The sequence below is a fragment of the Candidatus Thiodiazotropha sp. AKAK2 genome (assembly GCF_058244685.1).
On record NZ_JBSYOP010000024.1, the window covers coordinates 1 to 22,904 of the forward strand.

21 protein-coding genes are annotated in these 22,904 nt (G+C 50.1%); 13 read left to right on the forward strand and 8 right to left on the reverse strand.

Annotated elements, in window-relative coordinates:
* Positions 1-116: 116 nt before the first annotated feature.
* The 4 genes from AC4IE8_RS10855 to AC4IE8_RS10870 all read left to right on the forward strand — a co-directional run bounded on the left by AC4IE8_RS10855 (position 117) and on the right by AC4IE8_RS10870 (position 2,828).
* Positions 117-446 (forward strand): type II toxin-antitoxin system RelE/ParE family toxin, encoded by a 330-nt coding sequence (locus AC4IE8_RS10855; protein ID WP_490791000.1) that lies wholly within the window; start codon positions 117-119, stop codon positions 444-446.
* Positions 439-1,545 carry an ImmA/IrrE family metallo-endopeptidase gene (locus tag AC4IE8_RS10860; RefSeq protein ID WP_490791001.1) on the forward strand — a complete coding sequence of 369 codons (1,107 nt, stop codon included), beginning with the start codon at positions 439-441 and terminating at the stop codon, positions 1,543-1,545. Before AC4IE8_RS10855 ends, AC4IE8_RS10860 begins: the two co-directional genes overlap by 8 nt.
* Positions 1,546-1,597: 52 nt before the next feature.
* Positions 1,598-2,095: a Panacea domain-containing protein gene (locus AC4IE8_RS10865; RefSeq protein WP_490791002.1), complete on the forward strand. Its 498-nt coding sequence runs from the start codon at positions 1,598-1,600 to the stop codon at positions 2,093-2,095.
* Between the two features lie 235 nt (positions 2,096-2,330).
* Positions 2,331-2,828 (forward strand): hypothetical protein, encoded by a 498-nt coding sequence (locus tag AC4IE8_RS10870; protein ID WP_490791003.1) that lies wholly within the window; start codon positions 2,331-2,333, stop codon positions 2,826-2,828.
* Positions 2,829-2,948: 120 nt separating this feature from the next.
* Here AC4IE8_RS10870 and AC4IE8_RS10875 read toward each other — a convergent pair whose 3' ends face one another.
* From AC4IE8_RS10875 to AC4IE8_RS10890, 4 genes are all read right to left on the reverse strand, one after another.
* Positions 2,949-3,932, reverse strand: coding sequence for a quinone oxidoreductase family protein (locus AC4IE8_RS10875; protein WP_490791004.1), 984 nt, complete (start codon positions 3,930-3,932; stop codon positions 2,949-2,951).
* Positions 3,933-3,979: 47 nt separating this feature from the next.
* Positions 3,980-5,257 (reverse strand): hypothetical protein, encoded by a 1,278-nt coding sequence (locus AC4IE8_RS10880; RefSeq protein ID WP_490791005.1) that lies wholly within the window; start codon positions 5,255-5,257, stop codon positions 3,980-3,982.
* Positions 5,254-6,126, reverse strand: coding sequence for an AEC family transporter (locus AC4IE8_RS10885; RefSeq protein WP_490791006.1), 873 nt, complete (start codon positions 6,124-6,126; stop codon positions 5,254-5,256). Before AC4IE8_RS10885 ends, AC4IE8_RS10880 begins: the two co-directional genes overlap by 4 nt.
* 748 nt (positions 6,127-6,874) lie before the next feature.
* Positions 6,875-8,539 (reverse strand): sigma-54-dependent Fis family transcriptional regulator, encoded by a 1,665-nt coding sequence (locus AC4IE8_RS10890; RefSeq protein WP_068988717.1) that lies wholly within the window; start codon positions 8,537-8,539, stop codon positions 6,875-6,877.
* 459 nt (positions 8,540-8,998) lie between these two features.
* Here AC4IE8_RS10890 and AC4IE8_RS10895 point away from each other — a divergent pair, with 459 nt between their 5' ends.
* The 6 genes from AC4IE8_RS10895 (at position 8,999) to AC4IE8_RS10920 (ending at position 13,688) form a co-directional block, all read left to right on the forward strand.
* Positions 8,999-9,250, forward strand: coding sequence for a phenol hydroxylase subunit (locus AC4IE8_RS10895; RefSeq protein ID WP_068988719.1), 252 nt, complete (start codon positions 8,999-9,001; stop codon positions 9,248-9,250).
* A 36-nt stretch (positions 9,251-9,286) separates the two neighbouring features.
* On the forward strand, positions 9,287-10,285 hold the full coding sequence (locus AC4IE8_RS10900) for an aromatic/alkene monooxygenase hydroxylase subunit beta (RefSeq protein ID WP_068988720.1): 999 nt from the start codon (positions 9,287-9,289) through the stop codon (positions 10,283-10,285).
* A 12-nt stretch (positions 10,286-10,297) separates the two neighbouring features.
* A complete protein-coding gene (locus tag AC4IE8_RS10905) occupies positions 10,298-10,570 on the forward strand; it encodes an MmoB/DmpM family protein (RefSeq protein WP_068988723.1) in 273 nt (90 codons plus the stop codon).
* A 147-nt stretch (positions 10,571-10,717) separates the two neighbouring features.
* A complete protein-coding gene (locus AC4IE8_RS10910) occupies positions 10,718-12,241 on the forward strand; it encodes an aromatic/alkene/methane monooxygenase hydroxylase/oxygenase subunit alpha (RefSeq protein ID WP_068988726.1) in 1,524 nt (507 codons plus the stop codon).
* A gap of 71 nt (positions 12,242-12,312) precedes the next feature.
* Positions 12,313-12,681, forward strand: a complete 369-nt coding sequence (locus tag AC4IE8_RS10915) for a phenol hydroxylase subunit P4 (RefSeq protein WP_068991505.1) — start codon at positions 12,313-12,315, stop codon at positions 12,679-12,681.
* 86 nt (positions 12,682-12,767) lie between these two features.
* Positions 12,768-13,688 carry a catechol 2,3-dioxygenase gene (locus tag AC4IE8_RS10920; RefSeq protein ID WP_490791007.1) on the forward strand — a complete coding sequence of 307 codons (921 nt, stop codon included), beginning with the start codon at positions 12,768-12,770 and terminating at the stop codon, positions 13,686-13,688.
* A gap of 130 nt (positions 13,689-13,818) precedes the next feature.
* Here the strand turns inward: AC4IE8_RS10920 and AC4IE8_RS10925 are convergent, their stop codons facing one another.
* On the reverse strand, positions 13,819-14,604 hold the full coding sequence (locus tag AC4IE8_RS10925) for a DUF2189 domain-containing protein (protein WP_068988730.1): 786 nt from the start codon (positions 14,602-14,604) through the stop codon (positions 13,819-13,821).
* A gap of 844 nt (positions 14,605-15,448) precedes the next feature.
* On the opposite strand from AC4IE8_RS10925, the gene AC4IE8_RS10930 reads away from it, so the two are divergent.
* From AC4IE8_RS10930 to AC4IE8_RS10940, 3 genes are all read left to right on the forward strand, one after another.
* Entirely contained in the window at positions 15,449-17,878 is a 2,430-nt protein-coding gene (locus AC4IE8_RS10930; protein ID WP_490791039.1) for a glycogen/starch/alpha-glucan phosphorylase, read from the forward strand.
* A gap of 11 nt (positions 17,879-17,889) precedes the next feature.
* Positions 17,890-18,156, forward strand: coding sequence for a YcgL domain-containing protein (locus AC4IE8_RS10935; RefSeq protein ID WP_490791008.1), 267 nt, complete (start codon positions 17,890-17,892; stop codon positions 18,154-18,156).
* Between the two features lie 292 nt (positions 18,157-18,448).
* Entirely contained in the window at positions 18,449-18,922 is a 474-nt protein-coding gene (locus AC4IE8_RS10940; protein ID WP_068988736.1) for a VPLPA-CTERM sorting domain-containing protein, read from the forward strand.
* Positions 18,923-19,027: 105 nt separating this feature from the next.
* On the opposite strand, the gene AC4IE8_RS10945 is transcribed toward AC4IE8_RS10940, so the two are convergent.
* From AC4IE8_RS10945 to AC4IE8_RS10955, 3 genes are read right to left on the reverse strand one after another with little or no spacing between them, the layout of a single operon-like run.
* Entirely contained in the window at positions 19,028-21,481 is a 2,454-nt protein-coding gene (locus AC4IE8_RS10945) for a putative bifunctional diguanylate cyclase/phosphodiesterase (RefSeq protein WP_490791009.1), read from the reverse strand.
* Positions 21,478-22,362: a phosphate/phosphite/phosphonate ABC transporter substrate-binding protein gene (locus tag AC4IE8_RS10950; RefSeq protein WP_490791010.1), complete on the reverse strand. Its 885-nt coding sequence runs from the start codon at positions 22,360-22,362 to the stop codon at positions 21,478-21,480. Before AC4IE8_RS10950 ends, AC4IE8_RS10945 begins: the two co-directional genes overlap by 4 nt.
* Complete coding sequence (locus AC4IE8_RS10955) at positions 22,355-22,663, reverse strand: hypothetical protein (protein WP_490791011.1); 309 nt, start codon at positions 22,661-22,663, stop codon at positions 22,355-22,357. The genes AC4IE8_RS10950 and AC4IE8_RS10955 overlap by 8 nt, the downstream gene beginning before the upstream one ends.
* Positions 22,664-22,904 lie beyond the last annotated feature (241 nt).

The following is a 22,904-nucleotide window of genomic DNA, read 5'->3' on the forward strand; positions in this document are numbered from 1 at the left end:
TACCAAGTGGGGACTGCGCAGGTATCTGAATATGGTGCCACTGGAAAAACAGCAACTGGAAAATCAATTGACTGCTTGATCAACGAGACACCGCCAATGAAAAGTGCGAAAGACTTTTGACACTACCTTTCAAAAATAAAAAGCTCAAGAAGCTCTGCCTTACTAGCAAGGAAGCAGATAAAACCTTGGGCTTTAGCTGTGCTCGAAAGCTTCGCACTAGGCTAGCTGAAATTGATGCAGCACAAAATGTTGAAGAGCTTATTGCAGGTAGACCGCATCCATTGATTGGAGATCGCTTAGGTGAATTTTCTCTAGACTTGGCGGGAGGATATCGATTGGTATTTAGGCCCGAAAGGCAGCCTCCACCTATTAAGGAAGATGGTGGTATAGATTGGTCAAATGTTGAGAATGTAATTGTTGTCTTCATCGGAGATTATCATGAATAGTAAAGTGGAAGCCTTTTCTCCTGATTGGGTGTCTCCACCTGGTGACACAATACTCGATCTAATGGAAGAGCGAGATTGGAGTCAAACAGAGCTAGCCAATCGTTTGGGGTTCAGTTCTAAGCATTTAAATCAGCTTATTAAAGGTAAGGTGTCATTAACCTATGAAGCCGCACTAAAGCTCGAAAGAGTGTTTGGTTCTACAGTTTCGTTTTGGATGAATCGCGAGTCGAAGTATCGTCAGCAAATGGCTAAGCTTGAAGCCCAAGAAATGTACTCTAAATGGGTAGATTGGTTGGATAAGTTGCCTCTTTCGGATTTTAAAAGACTTGGTGTTATCGAAGATAAAAGAATTTCGGAAAAATCCAAGCCTTTGTTGGTAGAGCAATTACTGACATTCTTTGGCGTCGCTTCCCCAGACGATTGGGTAAATCACTATGGTTCTATGAATCTCTCTTTTAGACGATCTAAAGAAAATCAGGCAGATGTTGGAGCTATAGCTTCATGGTTAAGGCTGGGTGAGAAAGTAGCAGAGAATATTTTTGCGCCAAAATATAATCGAGCAAAATTTGAGAAGGCTGTTTATAAGATACGTGAGTTAACAGTTCTTCGCTCTGATGAATTTGGCCCAATAATAGATGAACTATGTTTACATTCTGGTGTGAAATTAATACTCGTTGATTCAATAAAAAAAGCACATGTTAGTGGTGTAGCAAGATGGTTAAATAATCATAGCCCAATAATACAGTTGTCACTTTATGGAAAGACCAACGATAAATTTTGGTTTACTTTTTTTCATGAGGCAGCTCATATTCTTTTTCACTCAGCCGAGAAGAAGGCAATATTTCTCGATGATATGGATTTCAATCAGAATTCTCGGGAAGAAGAAGAGGCAAATGAATGGGCTAGAAATATCTTAATTCCAGAATCTTACGAGTTGGATCTTAAATGTCTTAAATATAAAACAGAGATACTTGACTTTTCGAATAGAGTTTCAGTGCATCCAGGAATTGTAGTCGGTAGGCTGCAATATGATGGCAGTATTAATTATAACACTGCTTTAAATAAGCTAAAAACAAGTTTTGATATTTCCAAGCAATAACTTGAGGAGTAATAAATGATCATGACTGCGCTAACATGTGAGAGTAAAGTCAGTGTATGATGGTAGAGAAATAGCTAATTACGTACTTGATTATGCAGATGAAAATGGAATTACTGTCACGAATATGAGCCTTCAAAAAATCGTTTATTTCTGTCATGTTTGGTTTTTGGTTTTCACGAGAAAACCTTTAGTTAGGCATAAATTTGAAGCATGGGATTTCGGTCCTGTATTACCATACTTATATAGATTTTTTAGTAAATTTTCTGATGCCGCTCTAACGAATAGAGCAACTAAAATTGATCCTGAAACTGGTGAACTAATCGCAGCTAAACTAAATATTAGTAGAGAAGATGAAAAGCTACTCAAAGAGATAGTTATATTTTATTCACGGCTTAGTGCTAGACAATTAGTCGAATTGTCGCATATCAGAAATGGGCCATGGCACAAGGCTTGGAATTATGAATCAATAATAAATCCAGGAATGCATATTAGTGATGAAGATATTTTGAACTTTTATACATCAGATCAACAACCTTATAATCTTCAATAATGAGGTTTGAATGCCAAAGCTTAGAGTTCCTACAATACAACATTTAGCTAGAAACTGGGCTGATTCCCCTGCGGAAATAGAAAAGCATTTAGTGCGAATAGCGTTAAATCCCCCAATTTTTAATTATAATGCACTGATTGATTCCGCTAGAGATCTCCTCTTGCTTGGTGTGCCAGAGGAATAAATAGCTGATGGTATAAGAAGAAAAGAAAAAAGAGAAAATGTACGAAGTGTTTTGCTAGAAGTATTGCCAATATTGTGTAGATATTTCAAAGATATTAGTCCTGACTTCGTTCATGAGGTTTCTCATAGATTCTACTCTATAGATAGAGACTTAAAAATCCCTTTTAAGCCAACATTTATATATGGTGTTGGTGGGCAGATATATTTTCCTTGGTTTAGTTTTTGGCGATCTAACCCCCTTGATAATGAGCAATTAAGTTTGTTTGTTACGTTAGTTGATGAAATGCTACTTCAAGACCCTGATCTTGAGTTAGCAAAATTTGAAATCCTTGATTTTAGTGCTAAGAATGCCAAAACTCATCGAGTTCTAAGAGTTATTGATACTCAAGATATTCCTAGGCTCGAAATAGAAAAAAAGCTTTATATGCTATCTACTTTTAAGGAAGGCTTCAGGCGTGCTGAAGCTAGTCTTGCTAAATCTACAAGTTCTCGTAAGAGTGAAAAAGAAGATTCTATTATTGATATTCATCAGATAACTCTTTGGGATTAACACAGGTCAACTATTTACACAGAGCGCTCTAGAATTTTATAGTAATGTGTAAGTTCTGAGTTGTTCATTATTCCTAATTAATAGGCTTTCATTTGCTTTTTGATGCAGCTCCTTGCGTCATTAATAATCAGGAATCAGAACCGTACTACCGGTTGTCAATCTGTTTTCCAGATCGTCATGTGCCTGGCGTGCCTCGCTTAAAGGGTAAGACTGGCCAATATTGATTTTCACTTTGCCGCTTTTATAGAGTTCGAAGAGTGATCGAGCGCTGCGCTGAAGCTGATCGCTGCTTTTCACATAATCCATCAGGGTCGGACGGGTGATGTAGAGTGAGCCCTGCTGGCTCAGTCTGGTGATGTCGAAAGCTGGTACTTTACCAGAGGATTGACCGAAAGAGACCAGCAGGCCTCTGGGTGCGAGGCAGTTCAATGAAGCTTCGAAGGTATCCTGGCCGACTGAATCGTAGACAACGGGTAGGCCTCTACCTTCGGTAATCTCCATCACCCGTTGTTCGATGTTTTCACTGCGGTAGTTGATGGTGTAACTGCAGCCGAGTTGTTCCGCCATAGCCGCTTTCTCTGCACTGCCTACCGTACCGATCACAGTGGCGCCGATCGCGGATGCCCATTGGCAGAGAATCTGTCCGACACCTCCGGATGCGGCATGCACCAGGATCGTCTCACCCGCTTTGACCTGGTAGGTGCGGCAGATCAGATATTCAGCGGTCATGCCTTTCAGCATCATGGCGGCCGCTTCCCTGTCGTTAATCTCGTCGGGAATCTTTACCAGGCGTTCAGCGGGTATGTTCCGGGCCTGTGCATAGGCGCCCAACGGACCTGCACCGTAGGCAACCCGGTCACCGACCGCGAAGCCTTCCACCTTGGGGCCAACCTCTTCAATGACTCCGGCTCCTTCCATTCCGGGTACGAATGGCAGTGAGGGAGGCGGGTAGAGGCCGGTACGATGATAGACATCGATGAAGTTCAAGCCGATTGCCTGGTGAGTGATACGCACCTCGCCGTCGGTGGGTTTTTGAAGCGGCACATCATCATAGTGAAGTTTGTCGCTGTCACCATGCTCGCTGATCAGGATGGCCTTGTTCATCGGTATCTCCGCTTTGCTGCATCAATCATCATTCAGTGTAACAACGGCTAATGCAGCATGGTTGTGTCGTATAGATTCAGAACCAGAATGGATAACAACACCATCACTGCCCCATAGAGCCCGTTCCACTTCAGGCTGTCTCCGCTCTGTTGAGCATAGCGGCCCTGCATCGCCAGGTTGATGCCGGAGAAGGGACTGGTGCCGGTACCAATCGCCCAGGAGGCGATGAAGGTCATGGCCAGTAGGGAGGGTTCTGGGTTCAATGGCGCCAGCAGTGTCCCCAGGGCCGCAATATTGATCACCGGATGGACACCCAGAATTGAGGTCGCGACCATGAACAGCAGCACCAGTGCGGCTTCGGTTCCGCTGAATTGATCGAACGGAAGCCAACCGCCAGACATGGCGAAGACTGCATTCAGCCCGGCCGCCATGACGCCGGCTGCGAGAAACAGGGTCAGTTCATTCTGCATGCCGGGAAGATCGGTGGTGATATGTTGCTGTGCCCTTGCCCGGGGTTGCGGATGGCGCAGAAAGAGAACGGTCAGCGATAGTCCGGGCGCCAGCAAGGCGATGATCCCCAGGATATGCCAGTCACTGTGCCACTGGTGCAGCAATAGCACACAGATGGCCAGAATGCCGGGTAACAGCAGTGCCTCCGGATGCATCGGATAGCCAGTGAATTGTTGGTTGTGCTGACACCCCAGGGCAGTGAACAGCAGAGCGCAGAGGGCCAGAGGAATCCCCATCAACCAGATCTGTGGCAGTGACGCCCCGGGGGCATAGGTCAATGCAGCCGCCATCGCGGCGAAGAAGGGAGACCAGAACGCCGCGGCGGTAAAACCGCGAGTCAGTATTACGGTTTGTGCCTGATTGAGTCGTCCCTTTCGGCTGATCCGGTCGCCCATGATGAAGACCGATGAGAGATTGATCACAGCACCGAACAGGTGTATCCCGAGCAGGGTCGACCAGACAGCCCGTCTTCCGGATGGCAGTCGCTCTTCGGCCTGGGTGTCGGGTCTGGTGATCAATCGGAGAAAGCTGACCGCGGCCAGCATGCTCAACAGCAGGGCGTTGCCCGACAGCATCATCCGCCAATCGGGTTGGATCCGGTGCAAAAGCCCCCAGCCGATACCGACCGCACCAACCGCCAGCAGAATCAGGATTTGCCTTCGGGACTGGGGTGAGATGTCCGCTATCAGCAGCAATCCGGCGCCCCAGGTGAGCAGGCCGATCACGGTTTTTGGTAGGGTGGGAACCAGGGTATGGATCACTGCTGCCACGATTGCAGCAGAAAGCAGCCAGCCAGCCACTGCGCGACGACTCACAGGATGAAGGCCAGCGCGAGGGGAATCACCGCCAGACTGGCGAGATTACCGAAAGCCACCATGGCGGCCACTTCGTCCGCCGAACGCTGATAACGTTCCGCAAGCAGAAAATTCATCACCGCCGGGGGCAAGACTGAGAACAGCAGCAGGATCTTGCCCATCTGTTCGGAGGGCTGCAGCAGTGCAATGGCAGCGATGGCGCTGATCACGCCGGTAGCCGGACAGAGCAGGGCGCCGGCCAGTCCGGCCCGCCAGTGGCTGAGATCCACATGGATCAAGCGGACCCCCAGGGCGACCAGCATCAATGGAATCGCTACCTGGGAGATCATCTCCAGGCCCGGTAACAGTATTGCCGGGGTGTGCCAGTCGCCGATATGGGCGGTAATGCCGGCCAGCGTTGCAAGAAAGACCGGATTCTTCAGCAGGATCATGGGGTGCAGGCGACCACTGACCAGCCAGATGCCGAGGCTGAAATGGAGACTGGTGGAGACCACGAAGGCGACCACCGCAAAGGGCAGCATCTCCTCACCAAAGGCCAGCGCCGCCAGCGGCAGGCCCAGGTTGCCTGAGTTGTTGAACATCATGGGGGGAAGAATCACCCGTGACCGGAAATTCAGCAGCCGGGCCAGAGGCCAGCTGAGCAGTCCGGAGCCCAGCACGATGACCACGGTGCCAAGGGCGATGGAGCGCCACTCAGGGGAGTCGGGTATCTTCTCCGACAGGACATAGAACAGCAGTGCCGGCACAAACAGATTCATGTTGATGCGATTGGCCGAGTCCATATCGCTGCCGTTGAGCCGGCCATAGAGGTAGCCGAGCAGGGCAATGCCAAATACAGGCAGGGTGACTTCGAGTATCTGGCTGAACATTTAGGCTATCTCGTTAAGATTCAGGCACGCTTCTGTGCTGTTGCAATCGGGAAGGGCAAGCCGTTGTTGCACCTCTATTGTTTTGGCTGGTAGAACCAGCCCTGCCACTCTGACCCATGCCTATTCATGTCTGGAATAAATGCATTATGGCGATGTATCCAGAATGTTCACGTTGTTGTGCTATGGTTCACTCTTCGATTAAAAAACCAATAATCAAGTCTGTAGCCACTCGTTATTGCCCTCGTATCGGATACTCCCTGTTTCGCCCTCCTGGGCGAGTCACTGTTCTTTTGCGCCAAAAGAAAAGTAACCAAAAGAAAGGGCGCCCAGCCGTCACGCCCCGACGGGTCCGCTGCGATGCTCGGCAAAAACCGGCGTGCCTGAAACTCGCTGCGCTCAAACAGTCAGGCCCGCTGATCGGTTTTTGACTGCGCTTCTTGCTCGTGCCGGGACGGGAACAAGAGGAGATGGCATCGGAGTTCTGAGTATTATCGATCTCATTCCTGATCCTTAAAAGGACGCGACAATACAAATTGATTAACTGCTTTTCCTCGCCCTTCGTGCCTATCTTCAGCCTTTCTATACACTTTACATCTCTTCTATCTCGTTAGTGGTTGGGTGTTCTTACAATCGAAGAAGAGAAGCTGGAATGACGAGTGTTGCAGTTGGCCGCCAAGGTTTATCAGACACATCACGTAGCATTTGTGTTTACTCGCGTTCATTGGCAGACATAAAAAACGAAATATGTCTAATCCCCATCCCGTTTCTTCAGGCGGTAGGCCAGTTGCGGGCGGGTCATGCCGAGCAGCCTGGCGGCCTGGCTGAGATTGCCGTTGGCCTTCTCCACGGCGGACTCCAGGATCAGTGTCTCGACGGCCTCCATGCTGCCGGATTGATCCAGCACCTGTGCAACCAGCGAGTCCAAAGGCAGGGGTTCCTGTGGGTTGGTGGGCATGATGCTGGGTGCGTCCTTACTCATGTTGAGACAGGGGAAAAGATCCTTGAGATCGATGGCCTGACCATTCGGCACGATGATCACACCTCGCTCGATCATGTTTTCCAGTTCACGGATGTTGCCCGGCCAGTTGTAATCGTACAGCGATTGCAGTGCGGGCTCAGTCACCCCGCTGACCCGTTTGCCGTGTCTGGCGGTGTACTTCTCCAGAAATCGCTCAACCAGCAGTTCGATGTCATCCTTACGCTCTCTCAGCGGTGGAATGATCACCGGGTAGATGTTCAGGCGATAGTAGAGGTCGGAGCGGAAGCGTCCTTCAGCGACCGCCTCCTGCAGATCCACATTGGTGGCGGCAATCACCCGTACATCCACCTTGCGGGTTCTGGTGTCACCGACACGCTCGATCTCCCCCTCCTGCAAGACCCGCAGCAGTTTGGCCTGGGCGTTCATCGACAGATCGCCGACCTCATCCAGGAACAGGGTCCCCCCATGGGCCCGCTCGAAGCGTCCGGGTCGGGATTGCAGGGCGCCGGTATAGGCCCCTTTCTCCACCCCGAACAGTTCGGATTCGATCAGCTCTTCCGGGATGGTGGTGCAGTTGATGGCGATGAAGGGATTTTTCTCCTGGGGACTGATACTGTGCAGCGCCCTGGCAAACATCTCCTTGCCCACTCCGGTCTCCCCGAGCAGCAGCACCGTGACATGGCTCTCCGCCACTTTCCGCAGCATGTCACAGGCATCCTTGAAGGCCTGGGAGCTGCCCACCATATCGCCGATGCCAGTCTGTTCCTGCAGGGAGTCCCGCAGATGGCTTACCTCATCCTGCAGCGCCAGCAGCTGTTCCGCCATGGGATCGGGGCGGTAGTGACGTCGCTCTTCGTCCGCATCCTCCCACTCCTCGATCGGCTTGCCGATGATACGGCAGTGTTTGTCTCCCTTGGCATGGCACTCCACCTCACGATAGGCGATGAAGCGTCCCATGATCTCGCTGGTGTAGCCCGATGCGTATCCGATCTGGGTCCAGCAGACCGGCTCCGGATGGATGCCAAATAGCTTCAGATGCTCCGAGGCCTCATGGGAGTTTTCCCACAGGAACTCGCCATAGAAATGCCGTTGACGGATATCGATATCGATTTTGATCGGTTTGACATGCACCACCCCCTCCAGGGTATGCAGTCGCGGCCCCATCAGTAGCAGATCCTCGTCATTGGCCTCCGGTAGCAGTTTGCGCGCCAGGTCCGCATCCTTGGCTCCGGAGGCATAGCCCATGCGGGTCAGTACGCCCCGTGCCCGGTCGTGGCCCAGAGTGTCCATCAGCTCTTTTCGTAGAGCCCCCATGGCGTGGGTATGCATCAAAACCATGCGGTGGTCGTTGAGCAGGATCTGTCCTGCGTCGAAAGTCAGGTGCAGGTTCCGCTCTTCCATGGGAAGACCGGAAATACTCAATTGAGATGACATCTATCCTCCGCCCCGCCTGTCCTGATCTCCGGGGAGTAGCAGTTGGTAGTAAAAATCATCCCTGAAAGCGTACGGGTTCTATTTCTGTTTGTTGGAAACTCGATGGCTTCCCCCATACGCTTCTATTTTTATAGTGCCAACTGAGATTTTAATCAAATAATAAATTTTCGGGTCGTTTACGGCGGGTTGAGCATATTAGATAGGGGGCGGGCATTCCGATTGTGCGGTTGCAGCATATTTTACTGCTGAAGATTGAATGATTTGGTGAAATTTGCCAAATGATCAAACAAGTTTCACTGTATCATCAATTTTTTTCCCGCCCTGGATCTAGTAAAAGATCAAGAAATACATATAAAACAATTACTTACTGTTTTTGGCATAGCTTCTGCAATCTCTTTTTGACCAGAAATTGAGAGAGACCGCTTTAGAGGTCTCCACTTGTGATAACAGGAGGATGTCATGCGGGAATATGTCCCGAAAATTGGCCAGGCCTACATCAGAGTCACCGGCGAGCGGCTCGGCAAGTTCGTCGAGTTTGAGTTCTCCATCGATGATGAGGACCTGACGGTTGAGCTGATCCTCCCCCATAAAGCTTTCAAGATCTTCTGCGACAAGCACCAGGCCAGGCTGGTCCGCAGTTCCGATGAGATCGGAACCGAAGACGGCCAGACCAAACGCCCCGGTCTCTACCGGGAGTCGCCAAGCCTTTAGTGGAAGATCCGCTATCCCAGGAGGAATAGAGTAACCATGAGTATCGATATCAAAACCATGAACGTGGAGCCTAAGCGCCACACCTTCGCCCACGTGGCAAGGCGCCTTGGTTCAGACGCCCCGGCCTCACGTTATGAGGAGGGAGTTTACGATCTGCAGGCCACCACCCATTTTCACTATCGCCCCCTGTGGGGTCCGGAGCACTGGCATTTCGACGAGGGCCGTACCCAGGTCAAAATGTCCGACTGGTACAAGTTCAAGGATCCCCGTCAGTACTACTACGGCACCTACACCATTGCCCGGGCCAACATGCATCAGACCACCGATCGCAACTTCGCCTTTGAAGAGAAGCGGGAGATGCTGGCCAACATCGATCCTGAATGGCGGGAGATGATTGTCAACTATCTGATTCCGCTGCGCCACTATGAATGGGGCGCCAATATGAATGCCTGTTCGATCAGCGATACAGGTTATGGCACCGCCATCACATCGGCGGCGATCTTCACCGCCGGTGATCGTCTGGGTATCGCACAGATCCTCTCCCGTGTCGGTATCTCTCTGGGTAATGGCACGGGCGACCTGCTGGACGATGCCAAAGCACAGTGGATGAATGGCCCGGCCTGGCAGGGCATGCGCAAGTGTGTGGAGGACAGCCTGGTGTTGAAGGATTGGTTCGAGGCGCTGGTGGCCCAGTTCCTGGTGATGGATGGTCTGGTCTATCCCCTGGTCTACAACCACATCGATACCGAAGGGCAGAAGCATGGTGCGGCGGCGATCTCGATACTCTGCGAATTTATGGTCGACTGGAGTGCGGAGCACAATCGCTGGGTCGACGCGGTGATCAAGGTGGCGGCCAAGGAGTCGGAGGAGAACCAGGCGTTGCTCTCCAGCTGGTATAGCCAGTGGCGGGATGAGACCCATAAGGCCTTACAGCCCCTGGCTGCCATGGTGCTGGGTGATGGTGCCGACAGTGCTCTCGCCGATGTCAAAGAACAACTTGATAAGCGGGCCGGCAAGCTCGGTTTGAACCTATAACAGGAGGCCGAGATGGCTGGCATCGTATCCATAACCCTGCAAAACAATGATGAGGCTCGTCCCGTGATCGAGTCGATTCTGCAAGACAACCCCAGCGCCAACGCCAACTACATGCCCGGCGCGGTCAAGATCGACTGCCCGGAGCGCCTGGTGGTCAAGGCGGAGTCTGTATCCGAGCGTATCGGTCGCGACTGGGATCCTCAGGAGATCCATCTCACCATCGTATCCATGGGCGGCAGCCTGGATGAGGACGATGACGAGCTGGTCCTCTCCTGGGGCGCTTAACCCGAATGTTTCACCCGGCCGCTTCTAATTCAAATTAACTCATGGTTTTTGAAAATGATTTTTTCAGATATCAGTAAACACACAATGTGTTACCGGCAATCGCTGAACGCGATGAAACATTCGGGTTAACACCGGAGGAGCTAATCAATGACACCCCCACGCAAGAAAAAGATGAACCTGAAGCAGCGCTATGCGCTGATGACCCGAGGTCTCGACTGGGAAACCAGCTACCAGAAGATGGACGACGTCTTTCCCTACGATACCTTCGAAGGGATCAAGATTACCGACTGGTCGAAATGGGAAGATCCCTTTCGCCTGACCATGGATGCCTACTGGAAATACCAGGGTGAGAAAGAGCGTAAGCTCTATGCGGTACTCGACTCCTTCGCTCAGAATAACGGTCAGCTCGGCATCTCCGATGCCCGCTATGTGAATGCGATCAAGCTGTTTCTCACCGGTGTGACACCACTGGAGTATCAGGCGCATCGACATTTTGCCCATCTGGGTCGGCATATCCGCGGTGCCGGTCCCCGGGTGGCGGCGCAGATGCAGTCCCTGGATGAACTGCGTCATGCGCAGACCCAGATTCACACCATCAGTCACTACAACAAGTACTTCGATGGCTTCGCCGAATTCCCTCACATGCACGACCGGGTCTGGTATCTGTCGGTGCCGAAGTCCTTTTTCGACGATGCCTGTACCGCCGGACCTTTCGAGTTCTTCACCGCAATCTCTTTCGCCTTCGAGTATGTGTTGACCAACCTGCTGTTTGTGCCCTTTATGTCCGGCGCCGCCTACAACGGCGATCTGGCCACGGTGACCTTCGGCTTCTCCGCCCAGTCCGATGAAGCGCGCCACATGACCCTGGGTATCGAAGTGATCAAGTTCATGCTGGAACAGCATCCGGACAATCTGCCGATTGTGCAGAAGTGGGTGGATAAATGGTTCTGGCGCGGCCACAAGATGCTCGGATTGGTGGCAATGATGATGGACTACATGCTGCCGAAACGGATCATGTCCTGGAAGGAGGCCTGGGAGATCTACTTCACCGAGGCGGGAGGCGCTCTGTTTGAAGATCTCTCCCGCTACGGCCTGCGGGTTCCCAAGTATGCGGATATCGCCACCGAAGAAGCGGAGCACATCTCCCATCAGAACTGGGCGATCTTCTATCAATACACCCAGGCAGCCGGTTTCCATACCTGGTTGCCAACCGATGAAGAGATGGCCTGGCTGTCGGAGAAGTATCCCAACACCTTCGACAAATACTACCGTCCACGCTTCGAGATGTGGCGGGAGATGGAGGCCAAAGGTGAACGTTTCTACAACAACGCCCTGCCGCAGCTCTGTCAGACCTGTCAGATTCCCATGGGTTACACCGAGCCCGGTGATCCCACCAAGATCGGTTTCCGTAGTACCGAATACAAAGGTGATCGTTACCACTTCTGTTCCGACGGTTGTAAGGACATCTTCGAGAACGAGCCGGAAAAGTTTGCCCAGGCCTGGCTACCGGTACACCAGATTTTCCAAGGCAATTGCGGCGGAGCGGATCTGGGCGATGTGTTGAAGTGGTATCACATGGAAAACGGCACCGACAACCTGGACTACAGCGGCTCACCGGACCAACAGCAGTGGGATGCCTGGCAGGCGGCCCGCAAGAAAGTGGCCGGTTAAGGCCTTAACCCGCCCGCTGTCAGGTTGTGATGGTGGGTGGCACCAATGAGATCAAGAGAGAGGAGGTTGAGATGGCCGTTGTAGCGCTTAAACCCGGTTATGAAGAGGCGGTTGATTTCCGCGACAAACATGAGAATTTCCACGGCAACCAGGTGGTCTACCTGCATTGGGAGGAGCACCTGAGTTTCTGCTCAGCGATCGCTTTTCCTTTACCCCCTGATATGCCATTCGGTGCACTGATCGAAGAGTTGATCCCCACCTACTACGGCATGCATCCGGACTATCAATCGCTCAACTGGGAGCAGGTGGAGTGGAAGATCGATGGTAAGCCGTCAACCCCAGATATGAGTAAAAGCCTGGCGGAGAACGGTGTCGGACACAAGTCGCTGATCTGTTTCCGTACGCCTGGACTCAACGGTTATCGGGGTTCTTGTTCATAACGAAAAACCGGCAATAGCAGACCGGTTGGATTGATTGTTTAGTTACCGGCCGCACCGAGATGCGGCAACTATAGGAGGCTTCACTGATGGCTATTAGAGGTGTTTTACGCCCGGGACATGTGTCCCTGCGGGTACTCGATCTGGACGAATCCCTGGTTCACTACAAAGAGCGGCTCGGCCTGCTCGAGACCGACCGGGATGACCAGGGGCGGGTCTACCTTAAAGGTTGGGATGAGCAGGACTGGTTTTCGGTGGTGCTGCGGGAAGCAGACTCCACCGGTATGGATTTCATGGGTTTCAAAGTTGACAGCACGGAAACCATGAATGAGCTGGAACAGAAACTGAAGGATTTTGGATGCAATGTGGAGCGCATACCCGCCGGTGAGCTGAATCACTGTGGTGAACGTGTCCGTTTCGATTCACCCACCGGTCACATGTTCGAGCTCTATGCAGACAAGGATGTGAAAGGAACCGATATGGGGCGGGTCAATCCGGAGCCCTGGCCCGACAATCTGAAAGGCATGCAGGTGCAGCGTTTCGACCACTGCCTGCTGTATGGAGATGACCTGGACGGCAGTGTCAAACTGTTCAAAGAGGTATTGGGTTTCGATGAGACGGAAAAAGTGGTGGATGGTGATCTGCAACTCGCCTCCTTTCTGACCTGTGGCATGAAGGCCCACGACCTGGCGATCATCCGTCATGAGGAGAAGGGCAAATTGCACCACGCCTCATTTCTGCTTGGCTCCTGGGAAGAGGTGCTGCGTGCCGCCGACATCATCGGTAAAAACAAAATCTCCATCGACATCGGTCCGACCCGTCATGGGATTACCCGAGGGCGTACGATCTACTTCTTCGATCCCTCCGGAAACCGTAACGAAGTCTTTCACGGCTCTTACGACTGGTATCCGGATCATGAACCGATCACCTGGACAGCCGATGAACTGGGTGGGGCGATCTTCTACCATGATCAGAAACTGAATGAGCGGTTCCTCACGGTGGTTACCTAAGCCGCTGCTGTTCAAGTCACTGGTTGTCATCCCGGCGAAAGCCGGGATTGATGATGCTTAATTCCTGGATCCCGGCCTACGTCCACAAAGACCGACCCAGCAGGGCCTATTGGATTAGTGTTAACAGGCCCTAGGATGGTGGCACCAAGGACCGATAGGCGTGCCAGCTGGCATGTCCAATCAGCGGCAGGGCGATTAGTAATCCTACATAGTAGGTGATCAGCCCGAGCCCAACGATCACGACGATCAGAAAAGCCCACAGCATCATGGCCGGCATGTTCTTCAGGACGGATTTGACGCTCAGGCGGATTGCGGTGAAGCCATCGATCTTGCGGTCAATCAAGATGGGTACGGTGATAACACTGATCATGTAGGCCCACCAGGCAAAGAAAAAACCCACCATGATACTTGCTATGGTGAAGTATCTGCCTTTTTCCGAAAGGAACACATTTGCAAAGAAGTTGTCCAGCGGTGGAGAGATGCCCTCATAGAGCAGCGAGAAAAGCACATAATTGGAGGCAATCCAGAGCTGCATGATGATCAGGAAACCGCCGGTGATCATGCTGATATGGGTATGGTTGCTTTTCCAGGCTTCCAGCGCATTACAGGTTTTCAGTGGCTCTCCCCGTTCCAGATGGGCGCTCATCTGATACAGGCCAATGCCCAGGAATGGTGCAATGAGAAAAAAGCCGGCCACCAGAAAAGGCAGTAAAAACTGACTCTCCGTTGCGTAGAGAAGGTAGGTTATCAAAGCGCTGATCAATACGATGGCGGCGCCATAGGCGAGACTGTATCTGCCCGCATCCCTCATGTCCTTCCAACCTTTGGATAACCATTGCAGGGGTTGATTGATTGCAATCCGGTTAACCACCAGTTCATCCCAGCGAGTGCTGCCTGTATACGCTGTACTCTCCATTTCCTCTCCTCCGAAATCGGCACCAGGACACACCTTGAGAACTGCCTGAATGGCTGTCGGGTTAGCTGATGCCTGATTGTTTTATAGTGTTGGAATCTCTTTATGGGGCACGGATTCCTTGATGATTTTAGTACAGCCTCGCTTGTCTCAGTCGAGCTGCACTTAGTAAAAGATAGATAGCTTTAACCCTTTTATCCAGGGTTGTGTGAGTCGATGCTGATCCTACCCTTACGTCAGTGTGGTTTTTGTCAGACTGTCAGTATCAACCGGTTTTTGTAAGAGGCTGCCGTTGAGTGTGCCAAAAGTTCTGTGTTGAGCTTGTGGATTGCCCGGCTTCTGATCAGTACCTGACAGCGGGTGATTCTCAACGAGTTAGGTCTACTCACAGAGGATTCAACGCAATCTTGCCGTGATTGCTGAAGGGTTGGAATGGGTAGGACTCTAAAACCTTACATAACGAGTAGTCATTTTAGGCTATTTTGTTATCGCGCTGATTTTTAGGTGAAATCAATTGCGAAATTGCCGTTTAGCGGGTTTACTGACAAGCTTCAAGGGGCTTATTGACGGGGAAGCTTTCGGTCTGGCCAGTGTAACTTGTAAGATTGATTGTTTAGAATAACCCGAAACCCATTAAGGTTTCATATTAACAGGCCCTAACGATACCGATCCCATATCAGGTGTGTGGCTGGGAGCGGCGTCTGTTTTTCGTCTATTCATCCGCACCAGTAACAAATCTCAAGCTGAGAGTAAGAACAGGACAGTAACCATGTCGAAAGACCAAGCCGGCTCCAGAAAGAAAGTAGAGCATATCTGTAATCCCCTGGCTCCTCTGCCTCCTTTGGGGATGGACTCTGAGGCCATCTCGTTTGATTTTCGTCGTTACTTTGCCCATACCCTGGGTAGAGATGATCACTGTACTTCGAGCCACTACCCCTATAAGGCGCTGGCTCTGACCGTTCGGGACCGGCTGATCGAGAGATGGAAACTGACCCGTTCACACTACGAAGAGTCCGACTGCAAGCGCACCTTCTACCTCTCGCTTGAGTTTCTCATGGGGCGCACCCTGAGCAATGCCATTTTGAATCTGGATATCAGCAAAGAAGTCGACCAGGCCTTCATGGAACTTGGAATCAACCTGGATCACATCCGAGAGAGCGAGCCGGATGCGGGTTTGGGTAATGGGGGACTGGGACGTCTGGCGGCCTGTTTTCTCGACAGCTGTGCAACCCTGCAGCTGCCGGTTCGAGGATATGGCCTGCGCTATGAATACGGCATGTTTCGTCAGCATATTGCGAATGGCCAGCAGATCGAGGATCCGGACCATTGGCTGAGGGATGGTAATCCCTGGGAGCTGGAGCGGCCTGAATATACTCAACAGATCAAATTCTGTGGGCGGACTGAACACATCAACGGCAGAGTCCGCTGGGTGGATACCCAGGATGTGCTGGCGGTGCCCTACGATCTGCCGGTACCCGGTTATCGTAACGGTACGGTAAACACGCTGCGTCTTTGGAAGGCGGCGGCAACCGATGAGTTCAATCTGGACGAATTCAATGCGGGCAGTTACACCGAATCGGTGGAGGCGAAAAACGATGCAGAACATATCACCATGGTGCTCTATCCGAATGACGCCAGTGAAAATGGTAAAGAGCTGCGTCTGCGGCAACAATACTTTTTAGCTTCAGCCAGTCTCAAAGATGTGATCCGGGAGTGGAATGAGCACCATTCCGATTTCAGTGATTTCGCGGAGAAAAACTGCTTCCAATTGAATGATACACACCCCAGTGTTTCAGTCGCCGAGTTGATGAGGCAGTTAATGGATGAGCAGGGGCTCTCCTGGGATCGTGCCTGGGAGATCACCTCGAAAACCATGGCCTACACCAACCACACACTGTTGCCGGAGGCGCTTGAGCGCTGGTCGGTGAAGTTGTTTGAGTGCCTGCTGCCACGGCTGTTGGAGATCATCTATGAGATCAATGCCAGGTTTCTCAGTGAGGTGGCGCTGGATTGGCCGGGGGATACCGATCGTCTGCGGCGCATGTCGATCATCGAAGAGGGACCAGAGCCAATGGTCAGAATGGCCTATCTTGCAATTGTCGGGAGTTTTTCGGTCAATGGTGTGGCCGCACTGCATACCGAGCTGCTGAAGCAGGGTCTTTTCCTTGACTTTTTTGAGCTCTGGCCGGAGCGCTTCAATAACAAGACCAATGGTGTGACACCACGGCGCTGGCTGGCTGCCTCGAATGGTGGTTTGCGTCAGTTGATCGATGAAAAGGTGGGTAATGGCTGGATTTCAGATCTTCAAAAACTGGAGCAGTTGCAATCCCTGTCTGATAGTCGAAGTTTTCAAAAGAAGTGGCGCCAGGTAAAACTTGAGAACAAGCAGCGACTGGCTGAGTTGGTGAAGATCGATTGTGATGTCGATTTTGACCCTGAGGCCATGTTCGATGTGCAGGTCAAACGAATCCATGAATACAAGCGTCAGCTACTTAACATTCTGCATGTGATTCATCTCTACTGCCGCATCCGGGCCGGGGATACGGAAAACTGGACGCCCCGTTGTGTGTTGATTGGTGGTAAGGCCGCTCCCGGGTACCAGATGGCGAAGCTGATTATCAAGTTGATTAATTCTGTGGCCCGTGTGATCAATCGGGACGAGAAGGTCGGCGGGCTGTTGAAGGTCGCTTTCCTGCCCAATTACCGGGTCACAGCAATGGAGGTCATTGCACCGGGAACCGACCTGTCAGAACAGATCTCAACGGCAGGCAAAGAGGCGTCAGGGACTGGCAACATGAAATTCATGATGAACGGTGCTGTCACCATAGGTACCCTTGACGGTGCAAATATTGAAATTCTGGAAGAAGTGGGAGAAGAGAATTTCTTCCTGTTCGGGCTGACAAGTGATGAGGTCGAGAGTAGCCGCAGTCACTATGCGCCTAATGAAATCATTGAGAACGATGCTGACTTTAAACGGGTGATGAAATTGCTGGAGAGTGGTTACTTCAACCAGTTTGAGCCGGGAATTTTTGATGAGATCGTGGAGTCGATTCGCAGTCCCTATGATCACTGGATGACAGCGGCCGATTTTCGCAGCTATATTGATGCCCAGGAACAGGCTGCGCAGGCCTATCGTGATCAGCCACGTTGGACTCGTATGAGTATTATCAACAGCGCCAGATGCGGACGCTTCTCCACCGACCGGACAATCGCCGAATATAACCGGGATATCTGGAAACTCTCCGTTGCCCCGGCACCAGAGATCAATGGGCTGTGACTGGAGAGCGGATGATGGAGGTGAGTTGCTGGATCTACCGCAGTTCCAAAAAGGATGAGATGTATCTCTATGTTCCAGCTGAAGGGGATTTTTCGAATGTGCCTGAAGCGCTTTTGAAAAGATTTGGCAGACCGGAAAAAGTCATGGAGCTGACCTTGAACCGTTCTCGTAAACTGGCCCGGGAGGAGGTGGCTGTCGTGATGCAAAACCTGACAACACAGGGTTTTCATCTGCAGCTACCGCCCAAGATGGATGTTGAGCTGTATCGTGGTGATTGACCATTCAAGGGTGAACCCGAATATTTACCGTCCCGTCTGCTTCAGGCAGTGCTAGCCCGGCAGCTTGATCGGAGCTCGGATCTGTCTCTCTCTAGAAGATGAAGGGCTCAATGCACTAAAATTACATTGTTCATGCACGCTGATTTTCGTAGATATGTGAACTTTTTGTAAAGAATTTCAATTTTTAGGGATAAGCTTTTGTTATAAACACTGTTTTGGTGTTAGCTTTTTTGTGGCTGTACCGATTTGTTAGGAGTGATCGGACCTCATAAACGCTTTTAAGGATGAAATTATGAAAAAGCTAATCTTACGCTCAATCGCGCTGATGGCGATACTAATGACTGGCTCAGTTGGGATTCAGGCGGCCTCCTATGATGCCGGTGTTTTTTCTGCACAAGGTGATAGCTATGCCACCCCTCAACCTATTGGCAATTTTCTTGACTCATACAGTCTGACAATCGACGTGCCATCATTGGAGGTCAATATTTCTGGGTCCCATGAAGGTATGTTTCAGGATGATCTGTTGTTGACCAACCTGACAACCAATGAGCAGTTACACCTTGGAAATGTATTTTCGGAGACCTTCATTTTGGGTGCTGGGGATTATATTTTTACCCTGTCCGGGTTTGCATTGAATGCCTTGGATCCGAAGATAGGATCCGACTACGATTTAACCATGAGTGCAGTGCCGCTTCCGGCTGCTGGCTGGTTATTTGCAGCTGCACTGATCGGCTTTGTCTCATACAGTCGTAGAGTTAACGTATAAAAGATGTAGGTTAATGCATTGCCAATGGAGTGATAATAGTTCTTTCTGAGAGCGCAATGTTTCAGTTGAACTGAGTTATGCCGGCCTTGATTTTCAGGCCGGTTTTTATTTGCCTGGTTTGCTGTATTGATTGCTTATGGTTGGCATGAGCCTCAGGTTGTCAGGCTTTATCAGTGCTTGAAGGTCCTGGGCAGACATGGGACGGTGATAATAGTAGCCCTGAATGGTGTTGCAGCCGTTTGCTTGTAGCCAATCGACCTGCTCTTTTTTCTCCACACCTTCACCGACGGTTTTCAAGTCCAGGTTTTTGGCGAGAGAGATGATCGAGTTCACGACAGCAATGGTTCTGCGGTCATAAGGGAGTTTATTGATGAATGTTTTGTCGATCTTGATGGTATCGATGGGTAGCTCACTAATATAGCTGAGAGAGGAAAACCCGGTGCCAAAGTCGTCGATCGCAATTGCGAAACCAGCGCGTTTGAGTGCATTCAGAATCGGTAGATTACTGCCATCTTTACTGACCAGAACGTGCTCGGTGAATTCCAGTTGTATGCGGTAGGGGTCTATGTCGTATTCGACAAGCGTTTTCTCAAGTCGGTTGATGAATGTTTTGTCTGCAAGTTCATTGCCAGAGACATTGATCGATACGTTGATGCCGTTGTCCCAAGTTTTTATTTGACGACAGACTTCGGTAAATACCCAGTTGCCAACTTCAGAGATTAAGCCGGATTGCTCGGCAATGGGGATGAAGCGTCCTGGTGGAATCAGGCCACGTTGTGGGTGATTCCAGCGAAGTAAAGCTTCGCAATTGGTGATGCGGTTGGTTTCAATATCGATGAACGGCTGATAGACAATCTCCAGATTGGAGTCAATGATGGCGCTGCGTAGTGCGCTTTCAAGTTCAAGGTAGTCCTTCATGTCCCGATGCATATCGGAAGTGAAAAAGCGGTAGCTGTTTTTACCGCTATGCTTTGCGGCATACATCGCCGTATCGGCGTTTTTAATCAACTCCATCTCATCATTGCCATGTTGCGGAAACTGCACTATGCCGATACTTGTGGTGATTCTCAACTCTCTCTTGTTGCAGAGTATGGGGGTTGAGAAGCTGGCGAGGATGGAGTCTGCAATGGTTGCAAGCTTTTCTGTTTCGGTTACATTCTTGAGGATGACCGTGAATTCATCGCCACCAAGCCTGCAAACTATATCATCGGATCGAAGTGAATCCTGCAGTTTCCAGGCGGCTTCATTGAGTACGTGATCTCCCACCTCATGGCCGAGTGAATCATTAATCAGTTTGAAATTATCGAGATCAAGAAAGAATACAGCGAGTGAAGTATCGGAAAGGGTTGCATCCTTGACATTGGCTGTCAGTGCATCCATGAAATAGCGTCTGTTCGGCAGTTTTGTCAGTTTGTCGATATAAGCAAGGGTTTCAAGTTCCTGCTCGAGTTGTTTGCGTTGAGTGATGTCGCTCAATACAACAAAAAAACTACTCTCCTCTTGGTTTGCACTATCGAACCGTTCAATGCGTAATGTCAGATGAGTTGGTGGATTGCTCAACTTAGAGATGGTGATGTCGGTAGACCAGTTGAGTTGCTTGACATGCTCAAACCCTAACGCAATTTCATGTTGTTTGCGTTTATCGATATCCAGGTTCTGAAACAGTTCCTGCAGTGTCATACCTTGATAGTTGTCGATATTCTGTCCAGTAATATTGGCAAAGGCGTTATTGATAAAAGAAATTTGGTGTGATTTGTCAAATATAGCAATGGCGTCATCGGTATCTTCAACCAGTCTTGCCAATTGTTCGACACGATTGGTTTTTGTCTCCAGGTTGAACGCCATATTGTTCAGGGTAGTTGCAAGCAGGCTTATTTCGCCAATCGCATCAGTGGGGGCGCGTGCGGATAGATCGCCATTGGAGAGTAAGCTCGCGGTCTGGCGTAATTTTGACAGTTGGGATGAGAGTTTGATTGAAACGCCATGTAGGATTAGAAGTGATATGGCCAGTAGTACAAAACTATATAGAATGACATTGCGAAAATAGCTCAGCATCAGTGAATTATATTCGCTGTCGGAAATGCCGATTTCGATATCTCCCCACAAGAGTCCTGAAATCACTAAAGGTTTGTTGAATAAAAAGGCATCCCTGATCCCGGTTTCAGGTATTTCGGTATAGTGTTTTAGACTATAAGGTTGCTCGCTTGGCCGTTTTACTTGGGTTTGGTCTTTTCCAACTGTCTCAACCCCCCAACCTGACTGGCTGATATTGAGCCTCATGCCGTCGCTTGATATGAAGTTGACAAAAGTGACGTCAGGGGTCTCTTTCAAGACCTTTTTCGTGTAGTTGATAACAAAGCTGTAGTCCGCTGTGTAGAGTGCTTCGCCGCAAGCGGCAATGGTTGTGTTGGTAAATGTGCTGCCCTGGGCAGCGAGCATACGTGACAGTTTATCATTGTAAACGGGTATCAGAGCAAAGGAGAATGCCAGACTGATACACAAAAGAATGATCGCCATACGTATGTAGAGATGCCTGAAAATCGTAGTTCTGATTTTCACTGGGAAAGCCCGTTTAGTTTGTTATAACGATTTTGTAGTGATTTAACCTCCTTGAAACTCTCTTCCGTAACCCTGTGTATGCGTTCGATTCCAAAAGTCTCGAATACATTTATCAGTCTTTTGCTTGGTTGATCTGTCAGAATGTGGGGTTCAAAATTATCAATTCGATGTTGTGGAAAATCGTGCCGCAAACCTACAGCCTGGTGAATCATGGGTTCTGAAGAGACCAGTACTTCAATTTTGTTCTTGATTTGAGGATTCAGTGTCTGACTGGTTTCAAAGGTAAACTTTGGCACAACCGCAGCATCCACCTTGCCAAAGTAGAGATCGATAATTGATGTGTTGTCACCCTTGACGATATGGATGTCTTTGAAAAATTGATCGCTTACCGGAAGTTGTTGCTGCAACAGTTCCACATCAAGAAACAGCTTTCCTACCTGGTGGCTTGCACCCATACTGAGGGTTTTCTCTTTCAGTTGTCTGAGACTGGTCAGATTGTCGTCATGGCGTACCAATAGCAGGTAGTTTTGTTTGAGCTTGTCACCAAACTGAACTGAATATCGTGCACTATCGTGTATCAACGAATCCAACTCGATGAAGTGTAGAGAGCCGGTGAGAATTCCTTGTAACTCTCCTCGTCTGAATCTGTCGAACAGTAGATTTTGATCCTTATAGATTTTCAGTGAGAAGCTTTCATTTGCTTCAGCAAGCAGCTCGTTGAAGATTACCTGGAATGCAATCTCCGCATCGGTTATTGAGCGATCGTTCAGCGCACCAATAGTGCCGCCAAGCTTTATTGGCGAAGGCTTATCGGTCGCTCTTAAGTCGGGCGATGCGGTCAGTAAGCAGGTCAGTAAAATAATAAGTAGTAGGTTAATCAACAACCCGCTCCTTATTTGTGGCTGGTGGCACCATGTCTGGCGTGATTTTGAAACTCTGATCCGGAAATTCGATGGTGGTTTGCTGATCCCGATGCTGAAAACCAAGATTGTGATTCACGCCCGGCCAATAACTCGATGCCGTCTCTGCAATCGGGATCAGGGTGTAAGCATCCACTGGTGAATTGCCGTGAGCGGGCAGTAGCCGGAAGATCGGACGAGTGAGGGTCAGTCCGTTGAGCAGAGATGGAACTCGAGAGAAGCCGTTTGGCACTCTATCCAGGAAGAATCGAACCAGCATCATTATTCCCATGCGCGAGGCTTGTTTTTTAGCTTAATTATAGCCTGTTCAATTAATCCTCCATAACTATCGCATTGCCGTACGCAATCTGTGTTCCAACAACCGCTATAAAAGTAACAGCATACTGACTGTTTGATGGAAATCTCAAATCGAATCATTCATGGGTTGCCCGGGATTTGCCCTATGAAGTCACTCGGTTTGGTGGGGTTTTATGGAAAGCTATTGATGGAAACTATCGTGCTAA

Excerpts from the sequence above, each read along its gene's own strand:
- AC4IE8_RS10885 (WP_490791006.1), bottom strand. The coding sequence starts at position 6,126 with ATGTTCAGCCAGATACTCGAAGTCACCCTGCCTGTATTTGGCATTGCC.
- AC4IE8_RS10920 (WP_490791007.1), top strand. The coding sequence starts at position 12,768 with ATGGCTATTAGAGGTGTTTTACGCCCGGGACATGTGTCCCTGCGGGTA.
- AC4IE8_RS10900 (WP_068988720.1), top strand. The coding sequence starts at position 9,287 with ATGAGTATCGATATCAAAACCATGAACGTGGAGCCTAAGCGCCACACC.
- AC4IE8_RS10925 (WP_068988730.1), bottom strand. The coding sequence starts at position 14,604 with ATGGAGAGTACAGCGTATACAGGCAGCACTCGCTGGGATGAACTGGTG.
- AC4IE8_RS10875 (WP_490791004.1), bottom strand. The coding sequence starts at position 3,932 with ATGAACAAGGCCATCCTGATCAGCGAGCATGGTGACAGCGACAAACTT.
- AC4IE8_RS10860 (WP_490791001.1), top strand. The coding sequence starts at position 439 with ATGAATAGTAAAGTGGAAGCCTTTTCTCCTGATTGGGTGTCTCCACCT.
- AC4IE8_RS10915 (WP_068991505.1), top strand. The coding sequence starts at position 12,313 with ATGGCCGTTGTAGCGCTTAAACCCGGTTATGAAGAGGCGGTTGATTTC.
- AC4IE8_RS10940 (WP_068988736.1), top strand. The coding sequence starts at position 18,449 with ATGAAAAAGCTAATCTTACGCTCAATCGCGCTGATGGCGATACTAATG.
- AC4IE8_RS10910 (WP_068988726.1), top strand. The coding sequence starts at position 10,718 with ATGACACCCCCACGCAAGAAAAAGATGAACCTGAAGCAGCGCTATGCG.
- AC4IE8_RS10890 (WP_068988717.1), bottom strand. The coding sequence starts at position 8,539 with ATGTCATCTCAATTGAGTATTTCCGGTCTTCCCATGGAAGAGCGGAAC.
- AC4IE8_RS10905 (WP_068988723.1), top strand. The coding sequence starts at position 10,298 with ATGGCTGGCATCGTATCCATAACCCTGCAAAACAATGATGAGGCTCGT.
- AC4IE8_RS10930 (WP_490791039.1), top strand. The coding sequence starts at position 15,449 with ATGGACTCTGAGGCCATCTCGTTTGATTTTCGTCGTTACTTTGCCCAT.
- AC4IE8_RS10935 (WP_490791008.1), top strand. The coding sequence starts at position 17,890 with ATGATGGAGGTGAGTTGCTGGATCTACCGCAGTTCCAAAAAGGATGAG.
- AC4IE8_RS10955 (WP_490791011.1), bottom strand. The coding sequence starts at position 22,663 with ATGATGCTGGTTCGATTCTTCCTGGATAGAGTGCCAAACGGCTTCTCT.
- AC4IE8_RS10895 (WP_068988719.1), top strand. The coding sequence starts at position 8,999 with ATGCGGGAATATGTCCCGAAAATTGGCCAGGCCTACATCAGAGTCACC.